The 21,483-nt window shown below is 60.2% G+C and carries 18 protein-coding genes; 11 read left to right on the plus strand and 7 right to left on the minus strand.

Features of this window, described 5'->3' with window-relative positions; all coding sequences use genetic code 11:
* Positions 1–16: 16 nt before the first annotated feature.
* Positions 17–889 (minus strand): LysR family transcriptional regulator, encoded by an 873-nt coding sequence (locus AC3Y64_RS18500; RefSeq protein ID WP_489984795.1) that lies wholly within the window; start codon positions 887–889, stop codon positions 17–19.
* A 160-nt stretch (positions 890–1,049) separates the two neighbouring features.
* Here AC3Y64_RS18500 and ampC point away from each other — a divergent pair, with 160 nt between their 5' ends.
* Positions 1,050–2,216, plus strand: a complete 1,167-nt coding sequence (gene ampC / locus AC3Y64_RS18505) for a class C beta-lactamase (protein WP_489984796.1) — start codon at positions 1,050–1,052, stop codon at positions 2,214–2,216.
* 152 nt (positions 2,217–2,368) lie between these two features.
* On the opposite strand, the gene AC3Y64_RS18510 is transcribed toward ampC, so the two are convergent.
* Positions 2,369–2,938: a DUF4174 domain-containing protein gene (locus tag AC3Y64_RS18510; protein WP_489984797.1), complete on the minus strand. Its 570-nt coding sequence runs from the start codon at positions 2,936–2,938 to the stop codon at positions 2,369–2,371.
* Between the two features lie 208 nt (positions 2,939–3,146).
* Between AC3Y64_RS18510 and AC3Y64_RS18515 the strand changes: the two genes are divergently transcribed.
* Entirely contained in the window at positions 3,147–3,620 is a 474-nt protein-coding gene (locus tag AC3Y64_RS18515) for a GNAT family N-acetyltransferase (protein WP_489984798.1), read from the plus strand.
* On the opposite strand, the gene AC3Y64_RS18520 is transcribed toward AC3Y64_RS18515, so the two are convergent.
* The 3 genes from AC3Y64_RS18520 to AC3Y64_RS18530 form a co-directional block, all read right to left on the minus strand.
* Complete coding sequence (locus AC3Y64_RS18520) at positions 3,602–4,387, minus strand: sulfite exporter TauE/SafE family protein (protein WP_158959919.1); 786 nt, start codon at positions 4,385–4,387, stop codon at positions 3,602–3,604. The two genes, AC3Y64_RS18515 and AC3Y64_RS18520, sit on opposite strands and share 19 nt — an antisense overlap.
* A 228-nt stretch (positions 4,388–4,615) precedes the next feature.
* Positions 4,616–5,830, minus strand: a complete 1,215-nt coding sequence (locus AC3Y64_RS18525; RefSeq protein ID WP_489984799.1) for an MFS transporter — start codon at positions 5,828–5,830, stop codon at positions 4,616–4,618.
* Between the two features lie 219 nt (positions 5,831–6,049).
* The gene (locus AC3Y64_RS18530) at positions 6,050–6,799 is read right to left on the minus strand and encodes a hypothetical protein (protein ID WP_489984800.1); all 750 of its coding nucleotides are present in this window, start codon (positions 6,797–6,799) and stop codon (positions 6,050–6,052) included.
* A 244-nt stretch (positions 6,800–7,043) separates the two neighbouring features.
* Here AC3Y64_RS18530 and AC3Y64_RS18535 point away from each other — a divergent pair, with 244 nt between their 5' ends.
* The 3 genes from AC3Y64_RS18535 to AC3Y64_RS18545 all read left to right on the plus strand — a co-directional run bounded on the left by AC3Y64_RS18535 (position 7,044) and on the right by AC3Y64_RS18545 (position 9,735).
* Complete coding sequence (locus AC3Y64_RS18535) at positions 7,044–8,192, plus strand: aldose epimerase family protein (RefSeq protein ID WP_489984801.1); 1,149 nt, start codon at positions 7,044–7,046, stop codon at positions 8,190–8,192.
* Between the two features lie 224 nt (positions 8,193–8,416).
* On the plus strand, positions 8,417–9,238 hold the full coding sequence (locus AC3Y64_RS18540; protein WP_489984802.1) for an aldo/keto reductase: 822 nt from the start codon (positions 8,417–8,419) through the stop codon (positions 9,236–9,238).
* A 26-nt stretch (positions 9,239–9,264) separates the two neighbouring features.
* Positions 9,265–9,735, plus strand: a complete 471-nt coding sequence (locus AC3Y64_RS18545) for a DUF1810 domain-containing protein (RefSeq protein ID WP_489984803.1) — start codon at positions 9,265–9,267, stop codon at positions 9,733–9,735.
* Here the strand turns inward: AC3Y64_RS18545 and AC3Y64_RS18550 are convergent.
* On the minus strand, positions 9,700–12,060 hold the full coding sequence (locus tag AC3Y64_RS18550) for a DNA polymerase II (protein ID WP_489987996.1): 2,361 nt from the start codon (positions 12,058–12,060) through the stop codon (positions 9,700–9,702). The genes AC3Y64_RS18545 and AC3Y64_RS18550 overlap by 36 nt on opposite strands.
* Before the next feature lie 197 nt (positions 12,061–12,257).
* On the opposite strand from AC3Y64_RS18550, the gene AC3Y64_RS18555 reads away from it, so the two are divergent.
* A complete protein-coding gene (locus tag AC3Y64_RS18555) occupies positions 12,258–12,698 on the plus strand; it encodes a CBS domain-containing protein (protein ID WP_236431572.1) in 441 nt (146 codons plus the stop codon).
* A gap of 135 nt (positions 12,699–12,833) precedes the next feature.
* On the opposite strand, the gene AC3Y64_RS18560 is transcribed toward AC3Y64_RS18555, so the two are convergent.
* Positions 12,834–13,457 carry a glutathione S-transferase N-terminal domain-containing protein gene (locus AC3Y64_RS18560; protein ID WP_489984804.1) on the minus strand — a complete coding sequence of 208 codons (624 nt, stop codon included), beginning with the start codon at positions 13,455–13,457 and terminating at the stop codon, positions 12,834–12,836.
* Between the two features lie 1,111 nt (positions 13,458–14,568).
* Here AC3Y64_RS18560 and AC3Y64_RS18565 point away from each other — a divergent pair.
* The 5 genes from AC3Y64_RS18565 (at position 14,569) to AC3Y64_RS18585 (ending at position 21,482) form a co-directional block, all read left to right on the plus strand.
* Positions 14,569–15,393, plus strand: a complete 825-nt coding sequence (locus AC3Y64_RS18565; protein WP_489984805.1) for an energy transducer TonB — start codon at positions 14,569–14,571, stop codon at positions 15,391–15,393.
* A gap of 67 nt (positions 15,394–15,460) precedes the next feature.
* Positions 15,461–16,147, plus strand: a complete 687-nt coding sequence (locus AC3Y64_RS18570) for a MotA/TolQ/ExbB proton channel family protein (protein ID WP_489987997.1) — start codon at positions 15,461–15,463, stop codon at positions 16,145–16,147.
* Positions 16,147–16,548 (plus strand): ExbD/TolR family protein, encoded by a 402-nt coding sequence (locus AC3Y64_RS18575; protein ID WP_158959203.1) that lies wholly within the window; start codon positions 16,147–16,149, stop codon positions 16,546–16,548. Before AC3Y64_RS18570 ends, AC3Y64_RS18575 begins: the two co-directional genes overlap by 1 nt.
* A gap of 207 nt (positions 16,549–16,755) precedes the next feature.
* Positions 16,756–19,467 (plus strand): TonB-dependent receptor, encoded by a 2,712-nt coding sequence (locus AC3Y64_RS18580; protein WP_489984806.1) that lies wholly within the window; start codon positions 16,756–16,758, stop codon positions 19,465–19,467.
* 149 nt (positions 19,468–19,616) lie between these two features.
* On the plus strand, positions 19,617–21,482 hold the full coding sequence (locus AC3Y64_RS18585; protein WP_489984807.1) for an extracellular solute-binding protein: 1,866 nt from the start codon (positions 19,617–19,619) through the stop codon (positions 21,480–21,482).
* Position 21,483 lies beyond the last annotated feature (1 nt).

A 21,483-nucleotide genomic window follows, 5' to 3' on the forward strand; every position in this document is an offset into this window, starting at 1 on the left:
ACAGGGACGATGTGAATCAGACAGAGATCTGTAGCAGCCAGTTTTTAAAGGCGAGCATCGCCGCCGTTTCAGGCCGCGACTGCAACCGCGTCAACCAGTAACTCCCCGTCGTGATCTCAACCGCAAACGGCTGGCAAATCACCTCCGCCGCCAGTTGCCGGGCAAACATCAGCGGTGGCGCCAACGCCACCCCACCCCCCTGCAACGCCGCTTCCATCATCGCCAGCGATGAATCGAACACGATGCTTTGCGGCGGTGCGGCATGAGTCGCCAGTCCGGCGGCCTGAAACCATTGCGGCCATTCATCGGTGCGATAGGAACGCAGCAGGGTTTGCTGCAACAGATCCCCCGGCGCCTGCAATTGCCGAGCGATTTCCGGCACACACAACACCGACAGCGGCGCCTCCAGCAGACTCGTCGCCTCGATGCCATGCCACGCCCCGGCGCCAAAGCGGATCGCGTAATCCAGCCCTTCCGCCGCCACATCCACACGGTTGTTGTTCGTCGACAGACGCAAATCCAGCAGCGGATGTTTCGCCCGAAAGTCCGCCAGCCTCGGCAACAGCCAACCTACGGCGAAGGTGCCGACCGCGCCGACGGTCAACATTTCGCGATACTGGCCACCGGCGAGGCGCTCGAGCATCTGCGCGATGTGATCGAACGAGGTGCTCAGCACCGGCAGCAAGGTTTCGCCTTCGCTGGTGAGCATCAGCCCACGGGGCAGGCGTTTGAACAAGGTAACGTTGAGTTGTGCCTCCAGGCTTTTGACCTGATGGCTGACCGCCGCTTGCGTGACGCACAGTTCCACCGCTGCGCGGGTGAAGCTCAAGTGACGCGCCGAGGCTTCGAAGGCGCGCAGTGCATTGAGCGGCAATTGAGGTCGAATCATGCCCAGTCCCGAATTTTTCTAATGGCTCGTGCGAGATTTCATCGTTTGCCGAACCTCGCGACACTGCCTAAATTGGCGGCGCTGATCAGCCGCGCAACGAATAAATCGCCCGCAGTGTAGCGGGATAACACTATCAACACTCATGGAGAGTGGTTCATTCATGTCATCCCTTCAATCGAGCAAAGTCATTCCCTGCGCCGCTTTTGGCCTGTTGTTCGGCGCCACCTCCTGCCTGGCCGCCGTACCCAGCGACGCGCAGTTGCAAGCGCTGGTCAACGATGCGGTGACGCCGGTGATGCAACAACAGGACATTCCCGGCCTGACCGTGGCGCTCACCATCAACGGTCAGGCGCATTACTTTAACTACGGTGTGGCGGCGAAAGACACCGGGCAGAAAGTCAGCGAAAACACCCTGTTCGAAATCGGCTCGGTGAGCAAAACCTTCACCGCGACGCTCGCCGGTTACGCCCAGGCCACCGGCAAACTGGACCTGTCGGCCAAGGCCAGCCAGCTCTGGCCGGAATTGAAAGGCAGCGCCTTCGACCGCATCAGCGTGCTGCAACTGGGCACTTACAGCGCCGGCGGTTTGCCCCTGCAATTCCCGGCGCAATGGGATTCGTCCGACAAGATGCTCGGCTATTTCCAACAGTGGAAACCGCTTTTTCCGGCAGGCAGCCACCGCCAGTATTCCAATCCAAGCCTTGGACTGTTCGGCTATCTGGCCGCAAAAAGCCTCGGCCAGCCGTTTGATCAGGCGATGACGCAAACCCTGCTGCCGAAACTTGGCCTGCAACACACCTACCTCAGCGTGCCCGACGCACAAATGAACCTGTACGCGCAGGGCTACAACAAGGACGGCAAACCGGTGCGCGTCACCCCCGGCGCGCTGGATGCGCAAGCCTATGGCGTGAAAACCAGCGCCGTGGACATGCTGCGCTACGTGCAGGCCAACCTGAAACCCGAAACGCTGGAAGCGTCCCTGCAAAAAACCATCGCCAACACGCACACCGGTTACTACACGGTCGGCGACATGACTCAAGGTTTGGGTTGGGAAATGTACCGCTACCCGATCAGCCTCGACCGCTTGCTTGCCGGCAACTCGACGGAAATGGCCATGGAAGCGCACAAAGCGCAGTGGCTGAATCCGCCGCAACCGCAACCCCATGACGTGCTGATCAACAAGACGGGATCGACCGGTGGTTTCGGGACCTACGTGGCGTTTGTGCCGAGCAAGGGTGTCGGCATAGTGATCATGGCCAACAAGAATTTCCCGATTCCTGAGCGGGTGAAGATCGCTCATAAAATCCTCAGCGCTGTGGCTGACTGAAAAGCAAAAGATCGCAGCCTGCGGCAGCTCCTACGTCGACCGAGTGAAAACCCGATCCTGTAGGAACTGCCGCAGGCTGCGTTCTTTTTTGCAGACAAAAAAATGGGCGATCTTGCTGAGATCGCCCGTTTTTTCATTGCTCGCTTACGCGATCAATCATCCGGCATTTCCGGCGGTTTGCTCGGTTTCGCCGGCTTGGTCGGTTTGGCGTTCTTCGCACCTTTCGCCGGTTCCGGCTCGGCAGCGGCTGGTGCCTGAGCCGCAGCAGCAGCGGCCGCTTCCTTCTCGGCCATGGGCATGGCGTCGATGGTGTCGAAGATCTTCTTCAAATCCACCGCCTTCGCCTCTTCTCCCGACGCCGAAAGCTTGGTTTCGCCGTCCTTGCCCACCAGGAACACTTTCGGGTAGGCCCCGGCACCCAGCTTCAGCGAGCGCAGCAGCGCCATGGTGTCTTGCTGGCCCATGTCCTTGCCGTCGAGTTGGCCGGACATGTTGAGGATGGTGTAGACCTTGATGTTGCGGTCGGTGACGCCTTTTTTATTCGCGGGGTCTTCCAGCGACTTCTTGAGGGCGACCCACACGGGATCGACGGTGCTTTGTGCGATCACGATCAGCGGTCGGGCGCGGCCCAGATCTCCAGCAATGGGCGAATCGTTGTCAGCGGCGAACAAGGGGCCGGCAATCGCCAGCAAGAGTGTCAGGGTCAGTGACCTGATGAGCATGCGCATCTCCTTTTGATATCCACGCTCTAATGATTGCGCATCGTGGCGATTGTTCCGGCAGTGACCGGCAAATATGTCTCGCCTAGTCAGAAGCTTAGGACAGGCGCGACATTGCGCAACATCACAGACGTGATCGCAACCCGGATTTGATTACCTTTTATGACCGCATTAGGGTGGAGGTTGTGCCAACGAAATGGAGTTCACCCGCATGCACATCGATTACCTGTGCGATCACCCCGAATTGATCGAAGAACTGGCGACCCTCAACTTTGAGGAATGGGGCGAGTTTCGTCCCGGGCAAACCGTCGAGGACCGCATCGAACACATGCGCGCATCCTGCGGCAAAGGCACGGTGCCCAGCGTGGTGGTGGCGCTCGACGGTTCGCGTTTGCTCGGTGGGGCATTACTGATCGAGAGCGATCTGAAACTGCGGCCAAACCTGACGCCATGGCTGGCCGGGGTTTATGTGAAGGCTGAGGAACGCGGTCGCGGGATTGCTTCGCAACTGGTCAATCGAGTGGTTGCTGAAGCGGCGGCGCTGGGTGTGCGGGAGTTGTATCTGTACACCGACACGTCGCAGTCGCTCTATGCGCGACTGGGTTGGGAGGTGCTTGAGGAACTGGTATACGAGGACTTGCCGGTGACGGTGATGAAATTCACCACTCAGAACGCCAGTTTGTAACCGATCAACACCAGCATCGTCGCCAGGCACGGGCGCAGCACTTCATCGGAGATGCGCCCGGTCAGGTGGCTGCCGAGCCAGATGCCTGGCAACGAGCCGACCAACAGGAAACCCAGTACACCCCAATCCATGTTGCCCATGCTCGCGTGGCCAAGACCGGCGACCAGGGTCAGCGGCACGGCGTGGGCGATTTCGGTGCCGACCAGACGACGGGTCGGCAGCAGCGGATAGAGGATGAACAACGCGACGGTGCCGAGGGCGCCAGCACCAATCGAGGTCAGGGCGACCATGGTGCCGAGGACCAGACCGGTGATCACGGTCAACACATTCAGGCGCGAGCCGCTCGGGTTGTAGTTGCCGCCGGCGCGTTTGTGGGCGAAGTCGAGCAAGCGTTTCTTGAAGAAAATCGCCAGCGCCGTGGCGAACAATACAAAGCCCAAGGCCTGTTTGATGATGGCGTTCATCGCGTCCGGCGCGGTATGCAGGGTACTGAGGAACCACAAGGTCATGGCCACCGCCGGCACGCTGCCGAGGGTCAGCCAGCCAGTGATGGCCCAGTCGATATTCTTGTTTTTGCGATGAACGAGCACGCCGCTGGATTTGGTAATGGCGGCGTACAGCAGGTCAGTACCCACCGCGGTTGCCGGGTTGATGCCGAACCACAGCAGGATCGGTGTCATCAACGAACCACCGCCGACACCGGTCATGCCGACAATAAACCCCACCACCAGCCCGGCAATCACCAGGCCGAAATTCGCCAATTCCATTAACACGTCCAGAAAAACGACAGGAAAAATCTGGCCCGCAGCATAGCGATTTTTCTTATAACCACATATATCGATGCGGTCTATCGTTATGCCATATCGAATTCAACGCAGGAACCTGTGGGAGCGGGCTTGCCCGCGATGAGGGTTTGTCAGTTAGCTGATCCGTTGACTGACACACCGTAATCGCTGGCAAGCCAGCTCCCACAGGGAATGTGTGATGGACAAAACTCAGTGCACTCGCCGCCCCGGTTTGAAACTGTGGGTTTTGTTGCTCCACACCGTAGCCAAGGCAATCAGCGACAGAATCAACAACGCCCACGGAAATGACATCGCTCCGGCCCGATCCAGCAACAAGCCGCCGAACAAGCCGCCACCGGCAATCGCCACGTTCCACGAGGTGGTGAGCATCGCTTGCACCACGTCGACGTGATCACCCGCCGAGTCCGCCGCCGAGGTCAACAACAAGGTGGCCGAGCCGCCAAACGACAAGCCCCACACCGCCATGCACGCGTAAATAACCATCGGTGATGACGCCGCCAACGCCAGCACCCATGCAGTCAAGGCAAAAACCGCGAGGCTGATCAGCGTCAGCCAGCGCAACCAGCGATCCACCAGCAAGCCGATGATCCAGATGCCGCCCAGCGAACACAGGCCGAACACCAGCAGCACCAGATCGACGCGGTCAGCCAGCCCGGCCTGCGTCAGAAACGGCGCAATGTAGGTGTAGAGAATGTTGTGCCCGAGCATCCACGTCAGCACCACGAACAGCACCGGTCGCACGCCCGGCAGACGCAACGATTCGAGTAACGGTAGGCGTTCTTCGCTGGTTTGTCCCGGGCGATCCGGCACGGCGATGACGATCCACGCCGCCAGCACCAGGGCCAGCGCCGACATGATCCCGAACGACGCGCGCCAGCCGATCAGATTGCCCAGCCACGTGCCCGCCGGCGTGCCCAGTGACAACGCCACCGGCGTGCCGAGCATGGCAATCGCCAGCGCCCGCCCCTGCTGATGCACCGGCACGATACCGCGCGCATAACCGGCCATGATCCCCCATGACAGCCCCGCCGCCATTCCGGCGAGAAAACGCGAGGCCAGGGTCAGGCCGTAATGACTGGAGAACGTGGTGATGGTGTTGAACACCAGAAATCCGCCAACCGTCATCAACAACACTCGCCGCCGAGGCCAGCCGCGTGTGGCGACCGTCAGCGGAATCGCCGCGACAATCGAGCCCAGCGCATACAGCGTGACCAGTTGGCCGGCGAGCACTTCGCTGACGTTGAGCCCGGCGCCGATTTGCGGAAGTAGCCCGGCCGGCAAAGTTTCGGTGAGGATGGCAATGAAGCCGGTCATGGCGAAGGCCAGCAACGCGGCATAGGGCAATTTGTCCGCACGGGCGGTGCGGTCGACGCGGCTGAAATCGGCGCTTGCGGGGTCGGTCATGACAGGTGCAGCTCCATTTTGATCAATAACGGTGACGGATTGTATACAAAAATAACCTTCACTATTGGATCAATGTGCACCACAAAAACTTGTGGGAGCTGGCTTTGCCAGCGATGAGGCCGGGCCAGGCAACATATTTTTGCCTGACCCACCGCCATCGCTGGCAAGCCAGCTCCCACAGGTTTTGTGCTGCATTCATTGTCATCCGCTCCACCGGTCTCACTGCACCGGCAGGAAATTCAGAAACAACAGACTCTGCGCGTAGTTAAGGCCGATCCGCCGATAACGCTCATCAAGCATCTGCGTGATCAAATCCAGTCGCGCAACGATCTTGCCGAACTCGGTGGCGAAACTCAGGTTGGTGCCCTCCTCCGAGATCTCATTGGAAAACAACAGTGGCTGGCCGGCGGTGTTCTGCCGTTGCGACAGAATCCACGTGGCTTTTTCGATATTGCGCGCGGCGTTGTGGACGAACGTCGGGTTGATCGCGTCCGTCATATAGAACTCGGTGCGATTGCCGTGGGCGGTGACCAGCATGCTGCCGATCGCGTAGATGAACGCGCCGACACGGTCACCGCGAAACTCCGGGCTCATCGCATAGCTGAGCGCTGCCAGATCCTTGCGACCGCCCAACACCGGCAGCGGCTGTTGCTGCTCGATGGCCATGCGCACCTGTTTCACCGCGGCATGGATGTTGAGAAACCCTGACTTGCGCAGCTCGTCCGGGTTGCGCAAGTACAACTTGCCCTGCAAGCGGTAGAGGCTGTTGAGGTTGTCGCGCATTGCCAGGGTGGCCATGCGATCGACGCTGGTCTGCAAGAATTCCTGCGGCTTGCCGTCACGCATCTGGTTGAAGAAACCGTTGCCGTCCTGATGGCTGCAGCCGCTGATCAGCAGCGACGACAAACAGACGAGCAACACGCACGGACGACGAAAGAAAGGGGCAATCAGATGAAGAGCGCTCGGCATGAATTCTCGATCAGGCACGTTCCTGTGCGGCGGGGGTCACCGCATCCTGGCCATGGATAGAGCCGCCGATTGCGGAAAAGTGCAGTGTTGCACATGACCAGCCGACCTCCGGCACCTTCGCCACAACCAATTAGTCTGTCTTTATGGTTGAAATAAACGATTAATCGGCTATAAATTTCTATTCAATCAATAAATAGCCTGACTAGTTCCGTTTTTAAAACAACAACAAGAAGGAAGGTCTACCATGCTGCAACCCCGTCACCTGCTCTCCGGCCTCGGACTGTCCCTGATGATCGCCACCCTTTCCGCCAACGCGGCGGGCCTGACCGCTGAACACAAAGCTTTCGGCAAAACCAATGACGGTACGCCCGTCGAGCAATACATCCTGCGCAACAGCCACGGCATGCAAGCCACCGTCATCACCTACGGCGCGACCCTGCAATCGCTGAAAGTCGCCGACAAGCACGGCAAGTTCGACGACGTGGTGCTCGGTTTCGACGATGTGCAGGGCTATCAGAAAGGCACCGCCTACTTTGGCGCGACCATCGGCCGCTTCGGCAATCGCCTGGCGGACGGCGCGTTCGAACTCGACGGCAAGCGCTATCAAGTGCCGCAGAACGACAAGTCCAACGCACTGCACGGCGGCACTCAGGGCTTTGACAAGAAAGTCTGGAAAGCCGAGGAAACCAAGGACAAGGATTCGGTCGGCGTGACCCTGACCTATCTGTCGGCGGATGGCGAAATGGGCTTCCCCGGCAATCTCACCACTGAAGTGACTTATCGCCTCACTGACAACAACGAACTGCGCATCGACTACAAGGCCAGCACCGACAAGCCAACGGTGCTCAACCTGACCAACCACAGCTACTTCAACCTCGCTGGCGCCGGCAATGGCGACATTCTTAAACAGGTCGCGACCCTGCACGCCAGCCATTACACGCCGGTGACGGCCAAACTGATTCCAACCGGTGAACTGGCGCCCGTGGCCGGCACGCCGATGGATTTCACCAAACCAACGGCGATTGGCACGCACATCAAGGCGGATCACCCGCAGCTGAAATTCGCTGAACCGAAACAGGGCGGCTTCGATTTCAACTGGGCGCTGGATACCAAAGGCGATATCAGCAAAGTCGCCACTGAAGTCAGCGATCCGCAGTCCGGTCGCGTTCTGCAGCTGTTCACCACGGAACCGGGTGTGCAGTTCTACACCAGCAACTTCCTCGACGGCACCGTCAAGGGCAAGGGCGGCAAAGTGTATCCGCACTGGGGCGCGTTTACCCTCGAGACTCAGCACTATCCGGATTCGCCGAATCAGCCGGACTTCCCGAGCACTCGCCTCGATCCGGGGCAGACCTACAGCCACAGCGTGGTGTTGAAGTTCAGCGCGAAATAAAAGCGAAGATCAAAAGATCGCAGCGTGCCGCAGCTCCTGCAGTTAAGCCTTTCCCTGTAGGAGCTGCGGCACGCTGCGATCTTTTGATCGTTCCCACGATCCGCGTGGGAATGCAGCCCGGGACGCTCTGCGTCCATTGAGGCGTTCCCTCGCAAAGCGTGGGAACGATCTGGTCTATCCTGCTGCCCACTAAAGGTATCGACACTTTCAACTAGGAGGTTTGAATGCGTACCCTTGAATTGGCCGGCGTGCAGGTTCCGGTGATCGGTCAGGGCACCTGGCGCATGGGCGAAGACCGTTCGGCGCACAAGCGTGAAGTCGCGGCCCTGCGCACGGGGATCGAGCTGGGCATGACCCTGATCGACAGCGCCGAAATGTACGCCGAGGGCGGCGCCGAAAGCGTGGTTGGCGAAGCCATCGCCGGCATTCGCGATCAGGTGTTCCTGGTCAGCAAGGTCTACCCGCACAACGCCAGCCGCAAAGGTATCCCGCAGGCCTGCGAGCGTAGCTTGCGCCGGCTCGACACCGACTACATCGATCTCTATCTGCTGCACTGGCGCGGTCAGTACCCGCTGGAGGAAACCGTCGAAGCCTTCGAACGCCTGCGCGAGGACGGCAAGATCGGTCGTTGGGGCGTGTCGAATTTCGATGTCGACGATCTCGAAGAACTCTCCAGTTCGGTCTGCGCGACCAATCAGGTGCTCTACAACCTCGAAGAACGCGGCATCGAATTCGATCTGTTGCCGTGGTGCCAGCACCAGCGCATGCCGCTGATGGCCTACTGCCCGATCGGTCAGGGCGGCGCCATGCTTGCCGAACCGGTGCTGAAAGACATTGCCACTCGTCACGGCGTGACCCCAGCACAGGTTTCGCTGGCGTGGATTCTGCGTCAGGATGGCGTGATTGCGATTCCCAAGGCTGTGCGACCCGAGCACGTGCAACTCAATGCACAAGCGGCGCAGCTGCAACTGGAGGCCGGGGATCTGGCGGCGCTGGACCAAGCGTTTCAAGCGCCACAACGCAAGCAGCGGCTGGCCATGGTCTGAGCCGCTGCCGACTGGCGGGCTTGGTTATGAGAAGCACTGATCAGTACGACCCGTTCAACCTGCAACGCTTTGTTCAGGCCCAGGATCCGGTGTTCGAGCGCGTGCAACGCGAACTCGACGAAGGCCGCAAACGCAGCCACTGGATGTGGTTTGTCTTTCCGCAGTTCGCGGGTCTGGGCGGCAGTGAAATGTCCCGGCGCTTCGCCATCGGTTCAGCCGAGGAAGCCCGGGCTTATCTGGAGCATGAACTGCTCGGCGCGCGGCTGCGGATCTGCACGCAGTTGGTGCTGAACGTGCAGCAACGCTCGATTGCGCAGATTTTCGGCCACCCCGATGACCTGAAATTCCATTCCTCAATGACCCTGTTCGCAGAGTTTGCCGCTGAGGACAGCCTGTTCAACCAAGCGCTGGAGCGCTACTTCCACGGCATCCTCGATGAGTGGACGCTGCAGTTGCTCGACTCAAAACAGGCCCAGTTGCCCACCGATCAGGGTTGAAAAATCGTCGTCGACAAACGGCAGAATCGCGTCCGCTACCGGTTGCAGTTGCCGGGTAATGTAGTGGTCGTAGTCGATGGCGGCGCGGCGCACTTCCAGCGGTTCCGGGCCGGCCAAGGTGATGACGTAACTTATCCAGCCGCCGTTCTGATATTGCCGTGGGCGGCCGTGTTGCGCGTTGTAATCATCGGCTAGACGCGCCGCGCGCACATGCGGCGGCACGTTGCGTTCGTAGTCGTCGAGGGTGCGGCGCAGGCGCTTGCGGTAGACCAGCCGATCATCGAATTCGCCGGCGAGGGTTTTGCGCACGTAGTCACGCACGTAATCCTGATACGGCTTGCGCTGAAAGATCCGCTCGTACAGTTCCTGCTGAAACTGCCGGGCCAGCAGCGACCAGTCGGTGCGCACGGTTTCCAGGCCTTTGTAGACCATTTCATCGCTGCCATCGGCGCGGGTCACAAGGCCGGCGTAGCGCTTCTTGCTGCCCTCCTCCGCCCCGCGAATGGTCGGCATCAGGAAGCGTTTGTAGTGAATTTCGAACTGCAATTCGAGGGCGCTTTCCAGGCCGTATTCCTCGCGCACATGTTCGCGCCACCAATCGTTGACGTGCTTGACCAGCGCATGGCCGATGTTCGCCGCCTCCTCCTGCCCATGCGGACGACGCAGCCAGACGAACGTCGAGTCGGTGTCGCCGTAAATCACTGCGTGGCCTTGTTCTTCGATCAGCTTGCGCGTGCGCAGCATGATTTCGTGACCGCGCAGGGTGATTGATGAGGCCAGCCGTGTATCGAAGAAGCGGCAACCGCTGGAGCCGAGTACGCCGTAGAACGCGTTCATGATGATTTTCAGCGCTTGCGACAACGGCGCGTTGTGCTCGCGTTTGGCGGTCTCGCGGCCCTCGGCGACCCGCGAAACGATTGACGGCAGGCAATGGCGGTTGCGTGAGAAACGTGCGCCACGGAATCCCGGCACGGAATCGGCGTCGTCGGGGTGCTGCAAACCTTCGATCAACCCGACCGGGTCGATCAGGAACGTGCGAATGATCGACGGATACAGGCTCTTGTAATCCAGCACCAGCACCGATTCGTACAGGCCCGGTTGCGAGTCCATAACGAAACCACCGGGACTGGCCTGCGGCGGATTGGTGCCGAGGTTTGGCGCGACGAAACCTTGTCGGTGCATCAACGGCATATACAAATGCGTGAACGCCGCCACCGAGCCGCCGCTGCGATCCGCCGGCAAGCCGGTGACGCTGGCGCGCTCGAGCAAAAACGTCAGCAGCTCGGTCTTGGCGAAGATCCGCGTGACCAGTTCACAGTCCTTGAGGTTGTACTTGGCCAGCGCCGGTTTGTCCTCGGCGAACATGCGGTTGATCTCGTCCATGCGCTGGTACGGGTTGTCGATGGCCTTGCCTTCGCCGAGCAGGGTTTGCGCGACGTTTTCCAGGCTGAACGACGGAAAACTCCAGGTCGCCGAACGCAGGGATTCGATGCCGTCGATGATCAGCCGCCCCGCCGCCGAGGCGAAATAGTGATTACGGCTGCCGTGCTCACGCCACTGCATCTCTTCGCCGCCGCGCCCGATTTTCAGCGGCACGCCGAGGCGCCGGGCGTGTTCATGAAGGACGCGCAGATCGAACTGCACGACGTTCCAGCCGATGATCGCGTCGGGGTCGTGCTGTGCGAACCAGTCGTTGAGTTTCTTCAGAATCAACGTGCGCGAGTCGCAGTATTCGAGGTCGAAGTCGACGATGCTGGCGTCGCCGTTCGGCGCACCGAGCATGTACACCTGACGCTGACCGCAGCCTTCCAGGGCAATCGAATACAGCTCGCCGGTTTCGGTGGTTTCGATGTCCAGCGAGACCAGCCGCAGCTTGGGTCGGTAATTCGGCGCCGGTTTCAGATGGGCGTTGAGCAACACGCCTTCGGCATCGGCAGTGCCACTGAAAAACACCGGGGCGGTGATGAAACGCTCCATCAGGTAGCGTTCCGGCGGGCGCACGTCGGCCTCGTAGACGTCGACACCGTTGCGGTTGAGCGCGGTATCCAGGCGCATCAACTGACCGTGTTGCTGGCAATACAGACCCAGCACCGGGCGATGCTGGAAATCCTGCAATTGCAATGGGCGCAGTTCGACGTTCTTTTCGTCGTGCAGCAGGCGCTCGGCGACGGCGCGCTGTTCGGCGGGGATGAACGCCACCGACGGTTGATGCGGCAAGCGCACACGGCGCGGCCCGGCGTCGGTCGCCAGCCAGAACTCGACTTCGGTGCCGGCAGCGGTATCACGCCAATGCCGGGTCAGGACGAAGCCCTGCGGTAAATCCACCACTGCAACCTCGGAAATTGAAACAGGGGGCATTCTACGCGGCATTGCCTGGGATGACGTTGGCGATAAATCGCATGCAGCCGTGGAAAAACCCGGCAAATGACGTTTTTTGCGTGTTATCTGCCGCTTTGCCACCTTGCCCTGCGCGCTTGCGTCTACGATGCTTGGATAACAACGACAACACCTGAGTAACCGCCATGAAGACCGTCGCCCAACTGCTCAAGCTCAAAGATCAGAAAAATCAGGAAGTGCACCAGATCAAGCCTGATCACATGGTGCTCGAAGCGCTGATGAAGATGGCCGAGAAAAACGTCGGCGCCTTGCTGGTGGTCGAAGACGAACAAGTGGTCGGCATCATCAGCGAACGCGATTACGCACGCAAACTGGTGCTGCATGGTCGTTCATCGGTCGGCACCCCGGTGCGCGACATCATGGTGTCGAACGTGATCACCGTGGACACCCATCAAACCGTCGACACTTGCCTGGGCATCATGTCCGACAAACGCCTGCGTCACTTGCCGGTGGTGCAGGACGGCAAGTTGATCGGCTTGCTGTCGATTGGTGACCTGGTCAAGGAAGCGATTGCCGAACAGGCCGAACTGATCAAACAGCTTGAGCAGTACATTCGCGGGGAATAACTTTTCAGGATCATCCCCTATGATCGTTCCCACGCTCCGCGTGGGAATGCCTCCTGTGACGCTCTGCGTCACGCGTTGGGACGCAGAGCGTCCCGGGCTGCGTTACCACGCAGAGCGTGGGAACCATCATCTCAGTCAGGACGGCCAATGCCGGGCAAACACCGGCGCCAGCACCGGGTGTCGGTCAATCCGCTGCAACCACGCATAAAACCCTGGCCGACTCTGGCGCAAATGCTCGCGACTCCCCGCCCAACGCGTCACCACCGCCGCCAGCACATCCAGCGCGCCCGGCGTTTCGTCATCCAGATACAACTCGGCGGAAAACTGGTCGGCGAACACCTCCCAACTCCAGTGCAATCGCTCACGGGCGCCAGCCATCAGGTTCTGCCGCGACGCTTCGTCGGGCATCACCAGCCAGCGCTCGGGATAATCGATGACGCCGACCGCCGTGTAGCAATTGCTGACGATATAAACCATGCCGCGAATGGCCTGATCGCGATCAGCCGCCTCCACCGGCAGCAGCCCCGATTGCGGAAACGTCAGGCCCAGGTGAATCAGAATCGCCGCGCTCTCGGTCAGCGCACTGCCGTCTGGCAGTTGCAACGTCGGTATCTGTTTCAGCGGATTGAGTTTGGCCAACGCCTCGGCGGCCTCGGCGCTGGCTTCGATATCAATGAAGCGGTAGGCGATCTGGCACAACTCCAGCGCCGCTTCAATCGCGGCTGCGCCCGAATTTCTGTGCCCGTAGAGCTGGTACATAGCCGATCCCCCGAATTAAGCCTCTGCCAAGGGTAGATGGCGGCAGGCCCGGTGTAGAAAAATTGTGCATGTGTATCGGTTTTGGCACGTTTTTCCCATGCAATCGCGACTTGCGAATTCAAACCTCGCAAAACAGCGCTGATGGTGCCCATCCCGCACCAAGAGCAATCATCGAACGCTACCCGCGTTCTTGTAAGGTGCGATACCGAACCAAAAGTTCGTGTGTCCGAGCTGGCAACAAGGAGTTCACCGCGTGAATCTTCAAACGCTTTGCCGCATCACCCTCTCTTCGTTTATTCGTGCACAACGCCGAGTTCATCTGAACAGTCCCGGCGGCCTTTGCACTTACTTTATTACCTGACGCCACAACCGCACGCTGCATTCGGCAATGAGTCATTCGCCGATGGCGGCATGCTATTTATTTTTTAAATAGGACTCGGACCGTTACTGCCCAAACGAGGTATTGATTGAGCGGCAACAGGATTGTCGAACAATAACTTCCAGTGTCTTTGCAAGCGCACCAAAGTGTTCCATCGAATTGAATTACTCAATACTTCAAACATTGATTTCATTTAAACAAAAACAAGGAACATACCCCGTGACCCGCTAAAACATTGGCCCGCACCAATTCAGTCCGCCGCGCACCAGCAAGTGCCGTGGCCGCCAGCCAAGCAGCCGCTCTGTCCCGCCGATCAGCCGGATATCGCGTTCAGCCTGACTCGCCTGTAAAAAAGCTCCGCCAACCGGAGTTGCGGCAATCTGCGCCCCGGAGAAAAACTGTGCCAATGGTAAAACTTATATAAATGCGACATGCGTAACACTGGTGAAATAACAGTTCTACATTTCGGCAACGTTTGGCACAGCGGTTGCTATGTGTAACAGCCATGAGACACCAGAAACGGTCTCCCTTAATAAAAGAACAACCAGGGAATGGGTAATGAACACACGAAGTCGATGGCGCTAAGCCAGTAAGTTTGCATAAGCCTTGTTAAACGGATAGATCAACTATCGGCTTCTGCACACCCATAAGAAAGTTGTAATCACCCACTCGAACATGGCGCACATGTTCGGACGGCACCTTATTGCCCTTCATCAACCCGAGGGAGCTTTAATGAACGATGCGGTAAAGCACAGAACCCTGCCGGGGCCGTTGCGGGATGCACCGATCCCGCCGCCCTCGGACAGGCCGGCCTTTAAAGCCAATACCTCGCAACCCGGCGGTTTGAACAAACAGCAGATGGTGTTGCTGGTGGCTGTGTCGGCGCTGATACATGGCGGCGCCTGGTGGTTTCTTCAGCAATCGCGAACCGAGCCATTGCCGACGCCACCGCAGATCCCGGAAATGACCGTTGAGCTGACCAGCCCGACGCCACCAGCACCGCCCACACCGGAACCGCCACCCCCGCCTCCGCCGCCACCGCCTCCGGAACCGGAACAACCGGTGGAAGACGAAGACGCGGTCAAGCCTCCACCGAAACCGGTAGAGAAACCCAAGCCGATCGAAAAACCGAAACCGGTCGAGAAGCCGAAACCGGTGAAAAAGGTCGAGCCGCCGAAAGCCCCGCCCGCTCCGGCACAACCCGCTGCGCCCGCCGCACCGGCCACGCCGAGCGCGCCGCCAGCGCCTGCCGCAACCCCCGGGCCGGTGAAGGAATCGGCAGCGATTTCCGGCCTCGCCAGCCTCGGCAACCCGCCGCCGGAATACCCGTCGCTAGCCCTACGACGCAATTGGGAAGGCAGCGTGGTGCTGCGCATTCAGGTGCTGGCCAACGGTCGCGCAGGTTCGGTGACGGTGACCAAATCCAGCGGCAAACCGCAACTGGATGACGCCGCCGTCGCCGCCGTGAAGAACTGGAAGTTTATTCCGGCCAAACGCGGTGACACGCCGATCGACGGCTTCGCCACGCAGACCATCGATTTCAAATTGCCGCAATAACCGAACGCTCAATCAACGCACAACCGAATAACGCAAGCGAGGTATCACCATGAACGATTTGTCTTCGATGATTGTCCCCGGCGTGCTCTGGGGTCTGGTGCTGTTTTCCGTGGTCAGCTGGGCGATCCTGCTGGTCAAGTCGGCGCAGTACCTGCGGCAGAAAGCGCAGAACAAACAATTCACCAAGGCCTTCTGGGGCGCGCCGGATCTGCTCACCGCCGCCGAACACGCCAGCCAGTATCCGGGCTCGCTGGCGCGCATCGCCAGCAGCGGTTTCGAGGCGCTGCTGGTGGAAGACTCGCCGCGCACCACGCAACAACTGGCGCACACCATCAACCGTTCGGATCGCCTGGAGCGCAACCTGCGCCAGCAGATCCAGAAGGAACGTCGCTCCCTGGAAAACGGCCAGGCGATCCTCGCCAGTATCGGCAGCACCGCGCCGTTCATTGGTTTGTTCGGCACCGTGTGGGGAATCATGGAAGCGCTGAAAAGCATCGGCGAAACCGGTTCGGCCAGCCTTGAAGCGGTCGCCGGCCCTATCGGTCACGCACTGATCGCCACGGGCGTGGGTATCGCCGTCGCCGTTCCAGCGGTGCTGATTTACAACTTCTTCCTGCGCCGCTTGAAGCTCGCGTCGGCTGACATGGATGACTTCGCTCACGACTTCGATGCCCTCGCCTCGCGCAGTGCGTTTTCCGTCAGCCGTCAGGCCATCGCCAGCAAAACCACAGCCGCCGTGCGGGAGGCCAGCTGATGTCTTTTTCTACTCAGGACAGCGATGAAGTGCTCAGCGAAATGAACGTCACCCCGCTGGTCGACGTGATGCTCGTGCTGTTGGTGGTGTTCATCGTCACCGCGCCGCTGATGACCAACGCGATCAAAGTCAACCTGCCGAAAACCGACGCCGTGGCCCCCGCCGAGAAAAAAGATCCGGTGGTGGTCAGCGTCGATCAGGACGGCAAGTTCTACCTGGCGAAGACCGAGCTGGCCCCGGAATCCCTTGAAGCCAGCCTCAAGGAGGTCAAGGCCAAGGACGCCGAAGTACGCGTGCAGTTGCAGGCCGACTCCGCCGTCAATTACGGCCAGGTGGCCAAGGCCATGGCCTCTATCGAACGCTCGGGCATTACCAGGATTTCGGTGATGACCACCCACTGAGTGCGGTGGCGGGCGCACCTTGAAAGACGCGCCCGCCACCGCTCGCTGACTCCCGTCGCAACCAGCCGACCGAAAAAACGCCACGCGTCTTCGGAGGGGATCGGCTTGTTTGAAGAAAGTGGTTTTCCGCACGCGGTATCACCGAAAGCGGAGCAATGAGGGGCTCACAAGGCCAATTCGATAACGTCTGAAAAGTCGGAAATAACCATGCTGATGAACACTCCACGCTTCACGCTCAAACCCTTGGTGGCAACGATTTCTCGTCACCGTTTTGTTCCGTTGTATCTGGTGGCCATGGGGATGGGCGCCGGGACCGTGCAAGCCGCCGAAGAAGACAGCGCGGCCGTGCCCGCTGCGGCGGCCGTCGTGGCGCCGACCACGCAACTGCAACGGGTGGAAGTGACGGGTTCGGCGATTCGCCGGGTCGATGCGGAAACGGCGGTGCCGATCACCATTCTGAAAGCCGATGAGCTGCGCAAACAGGGCGTGACCACCACCGCCGAACTGGTGCAGCGCATCACCGGCAGCCAGTCGATCAACAACAGTGCCGGCTCGGTCGGCGCGGCGACGGGCGGTGCCTCGTTCGCTGACATGCGCGGCATCGGCGCAAACAAGACGCTGGTCTTGCTCAACGGTCGACGCCTGGCCAACAACGCCTTGTCGGGCACCAACTCGGCTGGCGGTGCGGTGGATCTGAACATGATCCCGTTTGCCGCCATCGAGCGTGTGGAAGTCCTGCGCGACGGCGCCTCGGCCCTTTACGGCACCGACGCCATCGGCGGCGTGATCAACTTCATCACCAAGAAATCCATGACCGACGGCCAACTGACCCTCGGCGGTGAAACCCCGACCCACAGCGGCGGCGGTGCAACCAAGGACATGAGCGCCAGTTGGGGCTACGGCGATCTGAACGAAGACCGCTTCAACGTCCTCGGCGTGTTCAACTACAACAAGCAGCAGAATCTCGACGCCAACGACCGCTCCTTTGCCCGCGACTACGATCCCGGTCGTGGCCTCGATCAGACTTCCGGCACGGCATTCCCCGGCAATTACAGCCAGAACGGCAACGCCACCAACCCGCTGGCCAACAGCAATTGCAACGGGCCGAACCTGGTGGCGCGCGACGGCTTGTGCCGCTTCAGCACCCGCGAGTTCATCGACTTGGTGCCGCAGACCGAGAAAACCTCGTTCTTCGGCAAGACCACCGGCAAGCTCGCCGACGACCACAACGTCAATCTCGAATACTTCTGGTCGCGCAACAACAACGCCGTCGCCGTCGGCCCGGCGCCGTTGACTGGTCTGACTCTCGACGGCTCGTCGCCCTACTACCCTGGCAACGGCATCACTCCAGCGCCGACCGATTTCGCCCTCGATCCGACCCAACCGGTCGATGTGAACTGGCGTGAAACCGCCGCTGGCCCGCGTGAATCGAAAGACCAGAACACCAGTCAGCGCTTTTTGCTCAGCTTCGATGGCTTGGTCGGCGGCTGGGATTACAACGTCGGCGCCTCGTACAACCAGAACAAAATCGTCTCCAGCGTCACCAGCGGTTATGTCAGCGATCAGGCGATGATCGACGGTCTGGCCAGCGGTCTGCTCAACCCGTTCGGCCCGCAATCGGCTGCCGGTCAGCAATACATCGATCAGGCGGCCTACCACGGTGCCTACTCCACCGCTGTTGGCCGCGTGGCCGGTTTCGACGGGCGCATCAGCCGTGAAATCGGTGACTGGTTCGGTGCCGGTCCGTCCGGTCTGGCGCTCGGCGGTGAATACCGCAAAGAGAAATTCCACCAGGATTTCGAGTCGTTCGCCGGTGACATCCAGAGCCTCGGTATCGATCCCGCCGGCAGCGTCGAGGGCGACCGTAGCGTGAAAGCCGCCTACGCCGAAATCAACGTGCCGGTGCTCGACAGCCTCGAACTGTCCGCCGCCGTGCGCCACGACAAATACAGCGACTTCGGCAGCACCACCAACCCGAAATACTCGTTCCGTTATCAGCCGTTGAAAGAGCTGGTGGTGCGCGGTGCGTACAGCGAGGGTTTCCGTGCACCGTCGCTGTATGAGTTGTATTCGCCGCGCAGCATCACCTTCACCCAAGGCTTCTACAACGATCCGGTGCTGTGCACTGGCGGCGTGGTGCAACCGGGCGGTAACGGCGGCCGCGATTGCGGTCAGCAGTTCCTCAACCAGATCGGCGGCAACGAAGACCTGGCCCCGGAGAAGGCCCGTAACGTGACGCTGGGCTTCGTTTATCAGCCGATCAACAACCTCTCAGTGGGCCTGGATTTCTGGTGGATTCACATCTCCAACCAGATCCAGCCGTTCCCGGAATCCACCGTGTTTGATCAGGCTGGTTCCTACCCGGATCGCTTCGTGCGCAACGCCGACGGCACGCTCAACTACATCGTCACCGGCAACGCCAACCTTGGCATCGTCGAAACCAACGGTGTCGACGTGTCGCTCGACTACCGCTTCCCGAACACGCCGTACGGTCAGTTCGGTCTGGGGCTGCAAGGCACTTACGTCGACGAGTACGACTTCCAGAGCACCATCAAAGGCCCGTTCACCGACAAGGTCGGCGACTTCCAGGGTGACGGCGTGATTGCGCGCTGGAAACACAACCTCACTGGCAGCTGGACCTTCGGCGCAGCGCGGGCGTCGCTGACCAACCGCTTCACCACCGGCTACAACGACTACGACCGCGATACTCACGCGACTGTCGCCTCGTATTCGGTGTGGGATCTGTCGGCCGGTTACACCTTCGACAAGGTGCTGGATGTCGATGCCGGGATGAAGAACATGTTCGACCGCAACCCACCGTTCTCCAACCAGGCCTACAACTTCCAGAGCGGCTATGACCCGCGCTACACCGACCCGCTGGGGCGTACCTTGTTTGCGCGCATGACTTACCACTTCTAAAGAACGAGCACCGCAAAACCCTGTGGGAGCTGGCTTGCCAGCGATGGCGGTTTGTCAATGAAATGGATGTTGACTGACTCACCGCTATCGCTGGCAAGCCAGATCCCACAAGGGTTCCGTGACCATTCAGGGATTTTGGGAGTGACTTCATGAGATTCATGCGCAACATGGCCGCTCTGCTAATAGGCAGTGCGCTGCTGTGCACCGGCCCCTCGGCGCTGGCCGCTGGCAGTTATGCGCTGACGGTATACGGCGAGGCGCCGAAGTATCCGGCGAACTTCCAGCATTTCGATTTCGTCGACCCGCACGCGCCGAAGGGTGGTTCGCTCAGCCGCGCATCGATGGAAATCGGCCAGTACAACTACATCAGCCCGTATGCCGATCAGGGCATTTCCGTGGTGCAGGTCAACGACTGGGTGTATGCGCCGCTGGCGTTCCGTTCGCTTGACGAGCCCTACACCGTTTACGCATTGGTCGCGCAGCAGATCGAGCGCGACCCGCAAGGCTTGTGGGTGCGTTTCACCCTCAATCCAAAGGCACGTTTCGCCGACGGCACGCCGATCACCGCCGAAGACGTGCGCTACACCTTCAACCTGCTGATGACCAAAGGCAGCCTGAGCTATCGCCAGCAATACGCCGACGTGCAGGACGTGCAAATCGAAGGCCCGCGACAAGTGCGTTTCACCTTCAAGAACAATCTCAACCGCACCCTGGCGCTGGACCTGGCGACGATGCGCATCGTCCCCGAGCACTGGTGGAAAACCCGCGACTTCGCCAATGGCGGCGGTTTCGAGCCACCGCTGGGCAGCGGCCCGTATCGGGTGAGCAAGGTCGACGCCGGGCGCAGCATCAGTTTCGAGCGTGATCCGGATTGGTGGGGCAAGGACTTGCCGGTCAGTCGCGGCCTGTACAACTTCGACACCCTGACAGTGAATTTCTACGGCGACACCGACGTCGCCCGACAGTTACTGCAGGCCGGCGCGTTCGACTACAACCGCGAGTTTTCCTCGTCCGGTTACGTGGTCGGCTACGACAGCCCGGCATTGCGCGACGGTCGCTTGCAGCAATCGATTCTGGCGCCGGAGAAACCCACCGCCGCCCAAGGTTTCGTGTTCAATCTGCAAAACCCGATCTTCCAGGATCGCCGCGTGCGTCAGGCGATCAGCCTGCTGTGGGATTTCGAGTGGACCAACAAGCAGATGATGCGCGGCTTCTACGTGCGCCAGAACAGCTTCTGGCCGAAGAGTGAAATGGCCGCCACCGCGCTACCCGATGCCGAAGAGTTGAAGATCCTTGAACCGTTGCGCGGGCAGATTCCCGACGAGGTTTTCACCACGGTGTATGAGGCTCCGAAAACCGATGGCAGCGGCTACATTCGCGACAAGCAACTGCAAGCGCTGAAGCTGCTCGCCGAAGCCGGCTGGACGCCGCAACACAATCGTTTGGTCAACGCTGCCGGCGAGCCGCTTGAGTTCACCTTCCTCGACGGTCAGGGCGGTTTCGATCGCATGCTGCTGCCGTTCAAACGCACCCTCGCGCAGATCGGCATCACCCTCAATCTGCGGCGGATCGATTCGGCGCAATACGTCAATCGTCTCAACGCCCGCGACTACGACATGATCGTCACCAGTTTCCCGCGCAGCGGCGATCCGATCGTCTCTCCCGGCCGCGAGCTGTACAGCCTGTACGCCTCGCAAAGTGCCACGCAAGTCGGCAGTTCCAACTCGATGGTGCTGGCCAATCCGGCGGTCGATCAACTGATCGACGGGCTGGTGCAGGCCAACACCCGCGAAGCCATGGTGCATTACGCCCGCGCCCTCGACCGGGTGCTGCAATGGGGTTACTACATGATTCCCAACTACTACTCCAAAGGCACGCCGACGGTGTACCAGAACCGCTTCGGCATGCCGCCCGTGCAACCGGCGTACGACGAAGGCCTCAACACCTGGTGGGAGGTTTCAGCCAAGGCGTTGACCACCCAGCAGATGCACACTCAGCTCGCGGGGGGCCAGTGAC

This window comes from Pseudomonas sp. 4CAES_32.4 (assembly GCF_058136335.1).

Excerpts from the sequence above, each read along its gene's own strand:
- AC3Y64_RS18500 (WP_489984795.1), bottom strand. The coding sequence starts at position 889 with ATGATTCGACCTCAATTGCCGCTCAATGCACTGCGCGCCTTCGAAGCC.
- ampC (WP_489984796.1), top strand. The coding sequence starts at position 1,050 with ATGTCATCCCTTCAATCGAGCAAAGTCATTCCCTGCGCCGCTTTTGGC.
- AC3Y64_RS18510 (WP_489984797.1), bottom strand. The coding sequence starts at position 2,938 with ATGCTCATCAGGTCACTGACCCTGACACTCTTGCTGGCGATTGCCGGC.
- AC3Y64_RS18515 (WP_489984798.1), top strand. The coding sequence starts at position 3,147 with ATGCACATCGATTACCTGTGCGATCACCCCGAATTGATCGAAGAACTG.
- AC3Y64_RS18520 (WP_158959919.1), bottom strand. The coding sequence starts at position 4,387 with ATGGAATTGGCGAATTTCGGCCTGGTGATTGCCGGGCTGGTGGTGGGG.
- AC3Y64_RS18525 (WP_489984799.1), bottom strand. The coding sequence starts at position 5,830 with ATGACCGACCCCGCAAGCGCCGATTTCAGCCGCGTCGACCGCACCGCC.
- AC3Y64_RS18530 (WP_489984800.1), bottom strand. The coding sequence starts at position 6,799 with ATGCCGAGCGCTCTTCATCTGATTGCCCCTTTCTTTCGTCGTCCGTGC.
- AC3Y64_RS18535 (WP_489984801.1), top strand. The coding sequence starts at position 7,044 with ATGCTGCAACCCCGTCACCTGCTCTCCGGCCTCGGACTGTCCCTGATG.
- AC3Y64_RS18540 (WP_489984802.1), top strand. The coding sequence starts at position 8,417 with ATGCGTACCCTTGAATTGGCCGGCGTGCAGGTTCCGGTGATCGGTCAG.
- AC3Y64_RS18545 (WP_489984803.1), top strand. The coding sequence starts at position 9,265 with ATGAGAAGCACTGATCAGTACGACCCGTTCAACCTGCAACGCTTTGTT.
- AC3Y64_RS18555 (WP_236431572.1), top strand. The coding sequence starts at position 12,258 with ATGAAGACCGTCGCCCAACTGCTCAAGCTCAAAGATCAGAAAAATCAG.
- AC3Y64_RS18560 (WP_489984804.1), bottom strand. The coding sequence starts at position 13,457 with ATGTACCAGCTCTACGGGCACAGAAATTCGGGCGCAGCCGCGATTGAA.
- AC3Y64_RS18565 (WP_489984805.1), top strand. The coding sequence starts at position 14,569 with ATGAACGATGCGGTAAAGCACAGAACCCTGCCGGGGCCGTTGCGGGAT.
- AC3Y64_RS18570 (WP_489987997.1), top strand. The coding sequence starts at position 15,461 with ATGATTGTCCCCGGCGTGCTCTGGGGTCTGGTGCTGTTTTCCGTGGTC.
- AC3Y64_RS18575 (WP_158959203.1), top strand. The coding sequence starts at position 16,147 with ATGTCTTTTTCTACTCAGGACAGCGATGAAGTGCTCAGCGAAATGAAC.
- AC3Y64_RS18580 (WP_489984806.1), top strand. The coding sequence starts at position 16,756 with ATGCTGATGAACACTCCACGCTTCACGCTCAAACCCTTGGTGGCAACG.
- AC3Y64_RS18585 (WP_489984807.1), top strand. The coding sequence starts at position 19,617 with ATGAGATTCATGCGCAACATGGCCGCTCTGCTAATAGGCAGTGCGCTG.